The organism is Paraclostridium dentum, from assembly GCF_012922555.1.
Lineage (GTDB): Bacteria > Bacillota > Clostridia > Peptostreptococcales > Peptostreptococcaceae > Paraclostridium > Paraclostridium dentum.
The window spans coordinates 670123-683586 of sequence record NZ_WIPK01000001.1 but is presented as its reverse complement, the minus strand read 5'-3'; the positions used below and the strand labels follow the sequence as shown (position 1 = coordinate 683586).

Here is a 13464-nt window from a genome sequence, read left to right as displayed (position 1 = left end):
AAATGTAGTATCTATTAACTTTGTAGTTAATGGTAAAAAAATATAGTTAACTCACTAAGTTCTTATTATATATATTCTATAGACTTAGTGATTAACTATATTTTATATTAACCTTATATTATAACTTCTCTTCCTAAATTAACCTCACTAATCTCTTTATTATTAAATATAGTTAGTCTAAAATCTAAATTAAACTCTTCAAATTTACATCTATATTTATCTAACTGCCATTGTCCACATGAGTTAGTTCCCACAGCATTTTGTTTATAATCTATATTAAATACTATATAATCTCTTTTTTGTAAATCTACAGTATGTTTAGCATACTCTAAATCTGTATCTTCATAATAAGAAGCACTGAAATCAAACTTATCTTTTGCTATAGCCATTAAGCTCATACCTCTATCATTTTTTAAGCTAACCCAAGAACAGTCACTTCTATTTCCATTTTCTTGTGGCTTTACATAATTTGTGAATAACCCTTCAACTGTATTTTCATAGACCCCAAATAAATTAGCTTCTTTAGTATCTGAATATGACTCCCCAGGTCCTCTCCCTTTATACTTAACATTCTCTAAGTCCTTATTTAGTTTCATCTGAAGCCCTATTCTAGGTAACATATCTGGAGCCATTTCAATTTTTCCAGCTGGTACCCCACTTACATTAATTAAAATATCTCCACTTCCAAATACCTTGTATTCATAATTTGACTTATAGTGCCAAGCAGAATTTGTAGTACCATTAATAGTTTCAACTTTAAATGTAAGTACATTATTATCTAAACTATACTCAATATTTCTAACAACTTCATGCATTAGGTGCATGAAATATTTTTTCTTGTAGTCTTCTACAATATACATATCATTGTCTATCGGAGCTCTCCAGAAATTTAATTTAGGTCCATCTTCCAGTATTTTATATCCATCTTTGTTTATATTTAGTATATTCCCTTTTACTAAGTCAAAATCTACTTGGAAACTTTCTCCTTTAACTATCAATTTGCAATGTTCTTTAATAACTTCAAGATTACCTTTTGGATCAATTTTAACTTTCTTAGTTTTTATTGGTAGTTCAAATTGTGCTGTAGCTAACTCATATCCTGACTTTGCCCAAGTACAATCTTTATTCAATACATACGATATATTTAAATAGTAATTGGCTCCATCAACTTTTTTGAAATCTAAATTATAAGGAAGTTTTATTTCACAATCATTTCTTCCTCCTATAGATGGCATATATACTCTTCCACTTTGGATTACTTTATCATCTTCCTTTATGTTGTAAATAAGATCTAATGAATTTAAATTCTTAAAATCATATCTATTTATAACTTTTATTAACCCTTTTTCTAAGTCAACAGGAAGTGTCTGTGCAGGCTCTATAACTTTCTTATATTCTAAAAGTCCTGGTGAAACTGTTCTATCTGGCATTATAAGTCCATCTATACAGAAGTTAATATTACTTGGATCATCTCCAAAATCTCCACCATATCTATAGTAAACCTCTCCGTTTTCATTTACTGTATGTATTCCATGGTCAAACCACTCCCATATAAATCCACCTTGTAACTTGTCATATTTGTAAAACAAAGCTTGATAATCTTTTAAATTTCCTGGCCCATTTCCCATAGCATGACAATATTCACATAATATATGAGGTTTCTTTATATCGTTTATTATAGTGTCCATTGTGAAGTTACTATCTCTTTCTAACCAAGTGTACATTGTACTATACACTTCTGATACAGGTCCATCTTCTTCTTGTACATTAAAATCTCCTTCATAATGTAAAATTCTTGTTGGGTCTAAGTCCTTACATTTTTTAGCCATAGCTTTAAAGTTACACCCAAATGAAGATTCATTTCCTAAAGACCACATTAATATAGATGGATGATTTTTATCTCTATTCATCATTCGTTCTAGTCTACTTACATGAGCTAACTCCCAATTTGGATCATCACTTATCCATGCATAGTCTCCTGTTAGCTCAAAACCATGACATTCTAAATCCGTTTCATCTATTACATATAAGCCATACTCATCACATAAGTCATATAAATAATGTGAATTAGGATAATGAGCTGTTCTAACTGCATTTATATTATGTTGCTTCATTAAAACTATATCTTTCTCTATTTCTTCTTTAGCAACGACTCTTCCATTTTTAGGATTATAATCATGTCTGTTTACACCTTTAAACTTTATAGCAACTCCATTTACTGTAAATGTCTCGCCTTTTATTTCAATTTTTCTAAATCCAACCTTCTGAGGTATAACTTGAACAATATCTTCGTCTTTATACACACTAATTAACAATGTATATAGGTTAGGTTCTTCTGCACTCCATTTTAAAGGGCTTTTTACATTTTTTGAAAACTTAAAGTTTGAATAAATATCTACTAATTCTTCAAAAATAACTTTCTTATTTATATCTAATAACTCAAATTTAATCTTTTGGTTTTCATATTTTCTAAATTTCAAATCAATATTTAAAGTTCCATCATTATAGTCTTCATCTAAATCTGTAACTACAGTTATATCCTCTACCCCTAACAAAGGTTCAGTGTATAGTTCTACATCCCTAAAAATTCCACTTAGCCACCACATATCTTGATCCTCTAAGTAAGTTCCATCACTCCATTGATATACTCTTACACAACATTCATTATTTCCACATCTTATATACTCTGTTATATCAAATTCTGATTGAATTCTAGCCCCTTTACTATATCCTACCTCTTGTCCATTTATCCATACATTATATGCAGAGTCAACTCCATTAAACTTTAATATTACTTTTTCACTTATCCAAGACTCATCTATAAAGAAATTTCTCTTGTATATCCCAGTTGGATTTTCTGTAGGAACATATGGAGGATTTATAGGGAAGTTATACCATAAATCAGAATAATGCATTTTACCATATCCTTGTAGTTGCCAATTTCCAGGAACTATTATATCATTCCAGTTATCTGTCTTAAATTCTTCTTTATAAAATCCTTCTGGCGAATACTCAGGAGCATCTAAAAATAAAAATTTCCAACTTCCGTTTAAGCATTTATAGTTATGTGTATACTTTTTTTCTCCTATTAACGCTAATTTTTCAGATGAAAAGCTTAAAAAATGTGCTCTTGAATTTAGCCTATTTATACCATCTATATTTATATTTTCCCAAAGCTTCATATAACTTCTACCTCTCTTAGTTCACTCATTTAGTTATCCCCCTATTTTTCCAGAAATCATTTTCCTATTTAATTTTATAATACACACTTTTGAATTGTGTCTCAATGTTCTAATGTTGCTATAATTTGTATTATTGTTGCATTTTAAATTGACACTTACATAATTTTAATTTAAATTCATATTAGGAAAACATTTTTAAGAAAGGATCTTTATGAATAAAATAGGAATTTTTTCAACAGATTTAAAACCAAGCTCAGAGTTATATATATTTGAATGCGGATTTGAGTATTGCGAACCTAGAGACCCTTATCAGTACGAACATATAGATTACTATTTAATACATTATATAATTGAAGGTGAAGGTTTATTTTTTATAAAAGACCAAGTACATCATTTAAAGGCTGGGGATGGTTTTTTTATACCACCTAACACAGATAACAATTACTATCCTACTAATGAAAATCCTTGGGTTTATCGTTGGATTGGTGTAAATGGTTCTAAAGCAAAGGAGCTTTTTAGTTTATGTAGTTTTTCAGATGAAAATTATATTTTTAAATATAATAAAGATAATAGTGTCGATAAATTATTTGAAAATGTGTATTTAAATTGCAATTCAAATAGTTTGTTTAATGCACTAGGATACTTATACCAAATACTATCATTACTTATGAGTGAACATTCAAATTTGTCTTTACAAAAAAAATCCATATCTCAGTGTTATATATCTAAATCACTGGAATTTATTGATAATAATTTTAATAAAAATATTTCTGTTTCAGATATATCTGATTTTTTAAATATTGATAGAAGCCACTTTTATAAAATATTTAAATTGCATATGATGACTACCCCTCAACAATATCTAATTGAGTATAAATTAAAAAAGGCATGCGATTTACTAAGAAAAAGTAGCTACTCCGTGTATGAAATTAGCAACTTAGTTGGCTTTTCTTCTCAGTCACACTTTTCAAAGACTTTTAAAAGAAATCTTAGTTTAACACCTCTTGAATATAGATATTTATTTATAAAATAAAAAGTAGTATATCAAAGATTTGATATACTACTTTCAAAACACTTTATCTAATAATTATATAATTTACCTTTAGCATTCATTTTTGATATTATTTTATAACATACTAAACCACCTAGTATAATTCCTATTCCTCCTAAAATTCCCATTGGCATAGGACCTATAAATGGATTCGATATATTGCCTTTCATAAATAGCACTCCAGTTCCTGCAAATCCATTTATCATAGCGTGTGATATAACTGCTGGTATACAGCTTTTAGTTTTTAATGTTACATAAGAAAGAATTGAACCTGCAAATATACAAAATATTGTCATTGCAAATATTCCACCCCAAGGTGCAGTAGGATAGCCAAGCCCATAGTTATGCCCCATAGCAATCATAGGAGTATGCCATATTCCCCATATTACTCCACTTATGATAGTTGCTTTTAGTGGTGTGAATTTTTCTAATAAGTTTGGAAGTAAATATCCCCTCCACCCAAGTTCTTCACCTAAACATGGAATAAAGTTTATTACAGGTGCTACAAAAATAGATGTAGCAATTTGAGTCAATAGCATTGCTTTTAATTGATTGTCACTTGGTATTGACTGCCCTGCTGAAGATAATTGTTCTTTTGTTGCATTTATCATTGTACTCATACTTCCATCAAAGTTTCCAGGGAATACTAAGTAATATACTACAATTCCCAAAATTATAAGTAAAAATGGTAAAAGCCATGCAATTAAGTAATATTTTATATTTCCCTTTAAATTTGGTTTAATCCACACATCTTTAATACTACCTTTTGTTATTATCGTTGTTAATATAACTCCTATAGCTGGCATAAACATGCATCCCATTATAATTACAATAGCATATGGATTTTTATATCCATCTTGTATCATAAGTCCAAACGCTATAACCCAAGTTAATATAAATGTTATAGCTAAAAAAGTCTTTACTTTTTTCATAAATTCAACCTCCTTTATAAGTTCTATTTGTTATATATATACTATAACAGATAGAAAAGTGTTCCGCAATATAAAGTAAAAAGATAGATCTTATTAGACCTATCTTTTTATTTGCTATATAATAAAATCCTCATCCTCTAGTTCTTCATAAATTCCTTTTTGATATCCATTACCTTTAGTTGAAAAGAAATCATGTGATTTAGTTTCAGTGCTTAATCCATTTAAAACTATAGGATTTATTTTTCCTACCTCATAATACTTATCAAACCCTAAATTTTCTAAAGCTCTATTAGCATTATACTGTAAGAATGTTATAACTTCTTCAACAAGTCCACTTTCGTTATAAATCTTTTTTGTATACTCTATTTCATTGTCCATTAAATTTTTAAATATCTTATACACATTGTTCTTTAACTCTAATTTATCTTCATCGTTAAAACTATCATATATTTCTTGAGCTAAAAGCCCTATATATTTGCCATGTAAAGATTCATCTCTAAGTATTAAAGATATTATTTCTCCACTTGCAACCATCTTACCTTGACCAGCTAAGTATAACGGGTAAAAGAATCCTGAATAGAACAAGAAACTTTCTAAAAACACACTCGTTACCATAGATAAGTATAGACTTCTTTGATCATTAGTATTTTCGTATTGAGCTAATATTAAGTCAGCTTTTTTTTGTAATGTTGGTTCTGTTTCTATCCAATTAAACAAGTCCTCTATTTGAGGAGTAGTTAAAAGTGTCATAAATATAGATGAGTAGCTTTTGGCATGTATTTCTTCCATTGTTCCCATAAAAGATAAAACAGCTTTTCTTTGAAGGTTATCAGTTAAACTCATCATAGACGGAACTCCATTATTTCCTTGTTTTGTATCTAATAATGTAAGTCCTGCTAAAACTTTTTTGTATAATTCTTTTTCACTTTCACTTAAATCTGCCCAAGTTTTTAAATCCTTAGAAACAGATATTTCTTCTGGTAGCCAAAACTGTTTTACATTTTGATCCCAAAACGCTTGTGTAAAACCATCATCTTCAACATTCCAGTTTACAGCTTTGTGTATTGCATTTGCCTTAAATGTCATCTAAAATCCCCCTATACTGAACACATTAAACACTCATTTGTGTCTCTTGTCATCTTTGTTCTTGTGTAATATAAACTTTTCAATCCTTTTTTATATGCATATATATAATATCTAGCTATATCTCTAGTTGTTTTATCATCTGTTACAAACAGTGTAGTAGATATTCCTTGGTCAACATGCTGTTGAACTGTAGATACAACATCTATTACATGTTTCATATCCATTCTATATGCTGATTGATAATAAAGCATATTTTCATTAGTTAAAAATGGCATAGGATAAATAGTTGTAGAATCTCCATAGGTTCTAACTTCAACAGGTTCCATAATTGGCATTATACTTGAAGTTGCATTTTGCACATAACTTATACTTTGTGTTGGAGCTATCGCTGTTAAATATGCATTATATATTCCATTTTCCTTTACTTTATCTAAAAGATTAGCCCAGTCTTTAGTCGTTGGTATATATATACCTTCAAATAATGACTTTACTTTGTCTGTTTTAGGTAAATAAGATTCTGTATAGTATTTTGAAATAACTTTACTTTTAATACCTTTAGCATATTCCGAATTTTCAAATCCATCAAATGTAGTCTTCTTTTCTATAGAAAGTTCCATAGAAGCTTTTATAGCATAATATCGTATCATAGCAAAAAATACATTTGAAAAATCTATAGCTTCTTTAGAAGTATATAGTATATTTTCTCTAACTAAATACCCATGTAAATTCATCGCTCCAAGTCCTATTGCATGTGATGCTTTATTTCCATTTTTTATAGTTGGAACTTCATTTATATTTGTATTATCTGATACAAAAGATAATGCTCTTATAGCTGTATTCACTGTTGATTCAATATCTTTATTATCCATAACATTTGCTATATTTAAAGACCCTAAATTACAACTTATATCTTGCCCCCATACATTATTTCCTCCATATCCTTTTATATCTGAAGGTGTCTGATATTGGAATATCTCACAACATAAATTTGACATTTTTATCATGCCTACATCTTTTAGTACATGTTCTTTATTTGCTGTATCTATAAATACTACATATGGATATCCACTTTCTTGTTGCATCTGTGCTATTTTAGTTAGCATTTGTCTTGGATTTATTTCTTTTTTTATTATGTCATTATCTTCAACTAACTTGTCATACCATTCATCCATGTATATTTCATCTAAGTGTACTCCATATTTTTTGTAAACAGAATGAGGATAAAAAGCATATGCAATTTCATTTTTTTCCGCTAACTCCATAAATTTATCGGGTATAATTGCACCTAAAGATAATGATGCTAATCTTATTTTTTCATCAGCATTTATTTTTTTAGTATCCATTAACATCTCAAAATCTGGATGAAAAACTGTTAAATAAGCTGCTCCTGCTCCTTGCCTTGCTCCCATTTGATTAAAGTATGTAAAAGATTGTTCTAACATTTTTGCAACTCCAACCACACCTCCAGCAGCTCCATCTATATCTTTTATAGGTTCCTTGCTAGCTCTAAGTCTAGATAAATTCAGTGCAACTCCACCACCTATTTTTGATAAGTGATTAGATGAAGATACTGCATAAGATATTCCTTCTGTACTATCTTCTACTGATATTAAAAAACAAGAAACCATTTCTCCAGCTCTTTGTCTACCTGCATTTAAAAATGTTGGTGTAGCTGGTTGGAATTCTTGTCTTATAAGCTTTATAGCTAAATTTAAAGCTAAGTCTTCATTTCCATCTCCTAATGCTAATGCAACTATTAAAACTTTATCATTGTAGTTTTCTAATATTTCTTTTCCATCATTACTTTTAAGTGCATAATTTTGATAAAATTTATTCGCACTCATATATGATTTAAACGAGAAATTTTCATTTTCTATCGCCTTATAAGTCTCTTTTATAAATTTTATAGAGTATTTATCTATTATGTCTTTTGAATAATAGCTATTTTCTAATAAAAAAGTTAATCGCTCTTCAAATGTATTAAACTTTTTCATTCTTGGATAAATGTGTTCATCTAAATAACTATTTAATGCCTCTATATCTTTTTCTAGTTGATATTTTCCATTTTTATCTTTGATTATTACTTCATTGTTGAGTTTAATATACTTCATTTTTTCCCACCTTTGCAAAATAGATAAATATTTTAAATACAATATATAGTAATAAAACTATTTTCATTGTACTACATATTGTATATACACCATTTTTATTTATCTTAATCTGATATTATTTACTTTAATTTTTTTATATTAATATCTTATAGATTTTCCAAGGTTTTCAGTTTTAAAAATTTTTTAAAATAAAATTTTATCTTTACATTAACAATAGTTTATATTATAATAAATATCAGTGGGAACTTATGCTCAGACATAAGTATACGCTAGCCCATAAAAAAGGTTGTGAGATTTTCTCACAACCTTTTTTTATTATCATTTAGAAGCTTCAATTAATTTCTCAACATAATTTTTATTCATATACATTAATTTTATTTCTTCTGATGATTCACTGTAATAATCAATAGTAATCTTACCTACATTATTTTTAGATTGAATAGGATTCGTTTTAAATTCAACAGCTTGTATATCTCTTCCTCTTAAAATATGTATAGTCCTAAATAATCCCCCGTTTACAGCTCTCACCTTTTTATTATCCACACTAATGTTTAAATTTCTTATTTTAAGTGCAGAGTTTATCAAAGTTAATATAATAGTTAAATTAATAAACCAAACCCATTGTGTTTTTAGTATTAAATAACACACTATAGAAGTAATAAAAATTAACAAAACTGGCTTTATTAAAATAGAGAATTTACCCTTTTCTATCCCATTCCCAGTTCCTTTAAAGCTCCATTCTGGAATAAATTCTTTTATAACATCATTAATTTCATTTAAAGATCCTATTGGATACATTATAATTTTCTCATTTCCTTCGCCTGTATAACCTTTAATAATTAAATTTAATTCATATATATTTAAAAATTGTCTTATTGGATTTGATTTAATTTTGATAAGTTTTATATTATTATCTTTAAATGAAAACTCTTTTGTACTAAATAAACCATAAGCTATCTTTATATTGTTGTTCTCTTTTAATAAAGTAAAGTTATAGTACTTAATAACATAATATACAGTCGCAATAAGTTTTAGTATGATTAAGAAAATTAAAAGTCCCGCAACAATCAATAAAATAGTCATACTTTGTGAATTATTTTTAAAAGCTCCATCTATAATATTTGATAAGTAGTCTGAACTTATAAAATCATCTAGCTTTCCTACGATATTAAAAATAAAAATCAATGCAACAAATAAGTTAAAACTTGTAAACCCATATATAACTAACTTTTTAGTTTCTATCTTTTTTTCTTTTATTTCTTTAGACTCTTCATTGTCTTTTATATTATTAACTACATACTCTTCATTTACATCACCTAAGCATTCCTTATTCAAATCATTAAGAGAAAAAGATTTTAGTATATCAATTTGTTCATTATTCAAACTCATTTTTATATCGTCTATACCAAAATCTTTTGAAGGACTTTCTATTTTCACAATTTTATATGCTAATAATCTTTCTATCAAATTCTGTGATATATCCATAGACTTAAAACTTTTCTTTGGTATTATTAATGTTTCCTTTGAAAATATTCCCTTATAATAATGTATTTCATTATCTTTTATACTTATATACTCATACTTCCATCCTATTATTGAAAATATAATGTCTAAAACTACAAACAACACTATCGCTATCCAAAACCATTGTTTTAGAAATACTATAAAAAGTACACCTAGTCCAAAATTGCTGATAGTCCCTTTTATAAGCTTATAAATTAAGCTCTTCCAATTATTTCTTATTTTTATGTTTTCATTTGTGAAGCTTTTATTTTCATAATTAGTTTTATTGCCATTAAGTTCTTCATTCATAATTATGCATCAAGCTCCTCTCTAACATTTTCATTGATTTTAATCTTTAAAAACTCTCTAATTTTCTCGACTTCTTCTTTATCAAGATTAGGAATTTTATAGCTTCCACCTGCAGTTCCAATCTTAACATCAGCTAAATTAAATTTTCTATTTATAGGTCCTTCTGATAAGTTTATATTTTGAATTCGTACAATTGGAATTGTGACACTTCTCTTTAAAAATATTCCTTCAGTAAAAAATATTTCTTCTTCATTTATCCTATAACTCCATTGCTTATATTCAAAGAATGGTTCTATGTATGCGGATATTGCAATTAAAACAACAATAATCAATATAATCATGTTTATCCATAATATATAGTTGTCAAGAATATAGTTAACTGTATTTATCTCAAGTATAGGTAGAACTAATCTTAACACTAAATAAATAGATATAAAGATTATTAATCCAATTGTTCTTCCTATAATCCAAGATTTAATAGCTTTATTACTAAGTTTTTTATCCATATCTAACCCCCATGAAAATTTGTTAATCTTTTCCTAAAATATCATATATCAAATAATAATTCAACTTACAAAAAAAGATTAACTTTTATTAATTAAAGTTAATCTTTTTTAGTCAAAATTTATAAACTATTTCTTTATTTTCATTACTAATCCTTCTATATCCATAACTCTATCTAAGTAATACCATTTACAATCAAACCCAAAATTAGCATACTTATCTTTCTTTTCATAATTAGAAGCTTTTTTAGTATAGAACTTATATTCTTTCTTTCCATCCTTTTTATTTACAACTTCATATCTTAAACTCTCTATAAATTTAGTTTCTAAATATCCATATAATTGAACTCTTTTTATATCATAAATATTTTTAACTAAATATTTTTTAATTGGATGTTTTTTATCTTCAACTTCTAGATTTAGATGTGCTCCAATATAATATTGGTTTTTATTTTTTGATTCGATTTCTTTTTTATCTATTATAAGTCTATTATGAATATCTTTATCTATATAAGTTTTTATACCTATTTTATTACTTTTTAAGATATCTGGCTTAAGACCCCTATATTTAAAATAATTTAAAACTGCACATTCTCCTATCTTGTCTGCAAATACTATTTGTTTTGCAATTTCTTTTTGCATTTTATCATCTTTAACAGATGCTGGTACTAATACTTTATAATCATTAGATTCTTCTATATATTTTTCAGCATATTTTTTACATTCTTCAATTTGATCTTCTGTTATATTAACCGATTTTGTTACTAATGTATCAAATTTATGCTTTACCTTAATATTTTTTACATTTATTAAATATTTACTTTTTGCATTTATATAAGTCACTTTTAAATCTCCTTAAATTTTATTGTTAAAATTTCACATAGTAATACATTACATTAAAAACAACTTATTTTCAAGAAGCATATTTAACCACATATATAATTTTTATATTATAAATTATATATTTTAATTATATTGTTTTTTATTTAATGTTTAATGCATAGTATGATACTATAGTTTTATATAGAGGAAAATTTAACCAGGGAGGGATTTTATGACTTACTTATTGTTACTTTTTATGTTTATTTCTTTAACATTCTTATTATATTTCACGTACAAACCTTATAAAAATTATCGTGGAATATCTAAAACAATAACTAGTATATTATTTGTATTTATTGCTATAAGTGGATACATTGAAAATAATACTAACTTTGCATATTTCATATTTATATTATTAGGTCTTATATTTTCATTATTTGGAGATGTTTTTCTTATATATGCAAAAGAAAGCGAATCTACTATGAGTAAAAACTTTATATATGGCCTTTTAAGTTTTAGCTTTGCACATATATTTTTTTCTGTAGGTTTTATATCAATTAGTGATTTTAGCATATACACTATAATTTTCACACTAATTTTATCATCTATTTCTCTATTATTTTTAAAGTCCATAAAAGGATTAGATTTTAAAGGAATGTTTAATTATGTGGCTTTTTACGCTATAGTTATTAGTTTTATGTTTGCTCAATCATTAAATTTGTATTTATCAAATAGCTTTAGCTTTGATATTTTAATAGTTACAATAGGTGCATTGTTATTTGTACTATCTGATTTAATATTAGCTTTTGATTATTTTTATAAAAATTCACCTAAAATTCTTGGAGCGTTAAATTTATTAGTTTACTATAGTGCTCAAGCTCTAATTGCACTAAGTGTATTCTATGTAAAAAAGGTTTAAGTATTAATTTAATACTTAAACCTTTTTTTGTTATACATTAAATGATAATTTAGGAATTTCAATATTTTTATCTTCTTTTATTTCTTTTACTTTCATATTTTTATAGAAATTGTAATATAAAAAGCTAATACTTGTTAACATAAATACTATAGATACAAAAACATCTATACAAAATGCTTTATTATCAATACTTGAGTTATTTTCAAAAAGTTTTGGTAAGCTAAAAAACGAATCATAATTTTGTCTTTTTTCATAATTGTTTATTGAAGCATTTTTTAGTTTGTTTTGTATTGTTTCATCTACTTTAGAACTTTTTTCCCAGTTATTATAATCATATCCAGTTACATTAACTGTAGTATTCCCAAAGTCTTTTTCTAACTGTGAATATATTTTATCATTTACTACTACAACCCATATTCCAACACCTTTTGGAAGTATTTTTCCTGTAGCAATACCTTTTACATTTAAATTATAAAGACCTATATCAAAATCTTTAAATTTGCTTATTTTATTTTTATATTTTTCATTATCAAACCTTGGTACAATTAAAGTTTCATTTACTCCTAAGTTAACCGTATCTAAATTAAGTTGTTTTGCTAATTTATTAAATTCTGAGTTCTTTATTGCATACTTACCTTCGTTATTTATATTTAATAACTTATAATCTGTTTTTTGATATTTATAGCCTGATTCATTTAATGTATCTTCAATAGATGATAATTGCTCATCATTCATATAATTATAACTTGAAGACATATAGTTTAATATAAATGGGTAATCTGATTTTTTTGTTTCTATTTTATTACTAACAACTAAAAGTATAGTACTTGTACATACTATGGCTGCTAAAAGTATAGCCATAGTTATATATACTAGTCTTAAATTCTCTTTTTGCTTGTAAAAATATTTAAATTCGTGAAATTTTAATATTTTCATGACTATCTGCAACCTTTCTTTATCTTTATGTAATAATAATATACTAATTATAAAGTTTTTAGTATCTATATAAATTACATTTAAGTTACACTTTTGTAAGATAGAATTTT

General features: G+C 26.2%; 10 protein-coding genes. 2 read left to right on the top strand and 8 right to left on the bottom strand.

Translation table 11 applies throughout. The features are described from left to right. Positions 1-113: 113 nt before the first annotated feature. On the bottom strand, positions 114-3182 hold the full coding sequence (gene ebgA / locus GFJ41_RS03135) for a beta-galactosidase subunit alpha (protein WP_170074588.1): 3069 nt from the start codon (positions 3180-3182) through the stop codon (positions 114-116). A 211-nt stretch (positions 3183-3393) separates the two neighbouring features. Between ebgA and GFJ41_RS03130 the strand changes: the two genes are divergently transcribed. Continuing rightward, entirely contained in the window at positions 3394-4215 is an 822-nt protein-coding gene (locus GFJ41_RS03130) for an AraC family transcriptional regulator (protein WP_170074587.1), read from the top strand. A 47-nt stretch (positions 4216-4262) separates the two neighbouring features. Here the strand turns inward: GFJ41_RS03130 and GFJ41_RS03125 are convergent, their stop codons facing one another. The 6 genes from GFJ41_RS03125 to GFJ41_RS03100 form a co-directional block, all read right to left on the bottom strand. Next, positions 4263-5165 (bottom strand): CPBP family intramembrane glutamic endopeptidase, encoded by a 903-nt coding sequence (locus GFJ41_RS03125; RefSeq protein WP_025161937.1) that lies wholly within the window; start codon positions 5163-5165, stop codon positions 4263-4265. A 114-nt stretch (positions 5166-5279) separates the two neighbouring features. Continuing rightward, a complete protein-coding gene (gene nrdF, locus GFJ41_RS03120) occupies positions 5280-6251 on the bottom strand; it encodes a class 1b ribonucleoside-diphosphate reductase subunit beta (RefSeq protein WP_025161938.1) in 972 nt (323 codons plus the stop codon). An 11-nt stretch (positions 6252-6262) separates the two neighbouring features. After that, a complete protein-coding gene (gene nrdE / locus GFJ41_RS03115; protein WP_021430539.1) occupies positions 6263-8362 on the bottom strand; it encodes a class 1b ribonucleoside-diphosphate reductase subunit alpha in 2100 nt (699 codons plus the stop codon). A 318-nt stretch (positions 8363-8680) separates the two neighbouring features. Continuing rightward, positions 8681-10174, bottom strand: a complete 1494-nt coding sequence (locus GFJ41_RS03110) for a PH domain-containing protein (protein ID WP_170074586.1) — start codon at positions 10172-10174, stop codon at positions 8681-8683. A 2-nt stretch (positions 10175-10176) separates the two neighbouring features. Next, on the bottom strand, positions 10177-10680 hold the full coding sequence (locus GFJ41_RS03105; protein WP_142730089.1) for a PH domain-containing protein: 504 nt from the start codon (positions 10678-10680) through the stop codon (positions 10177-10179). Positions 10681-10806: 126 nt separating this feature from the next. Next, positions 10807-11520: a hypothetical protein gene (locus GFJ41_RS03100; protein WP_170074585.1), complete on the bottom strand. Its 714-nt coding sequence runs from the start codon at positions 11518-11520 to the stop codon at positions 10807-10809. Between the two features lie 211 nt (positions 11521-11731). Here GFJ41_RS03100 and GFJ41_RS03095 point away from each other — a divergent pair, with 211 nt between their 5' ends. Further along, positions 11732-12418, top strand: a complete 687-nt coding sequence (locus GFJ41_RS03095; RefSeq protein ID WP_170074584.1) for a lysoplasmalogenase — start codon at positions 11732-11734, stop codon at positions 12416-12418. 30 nt (positions 12419-12448) lie between these two features. Here the strand turns inward: GFJ41_RS03095 and GFJ41_RS03090 are convergent, their stop codons facing one another. Beyond that, a complete protein-coding gene (locus tag GFJ41_RS03090) occupies positions 12449-13354 on the bottom strand; it encodes a hypothetical protein (RefSeq protein WP_170074583.1) in 906 nt (301 codons plus the stop codon). Between the last annotated feature and the right edge of the window lie 110 nt (positions 13355-13464).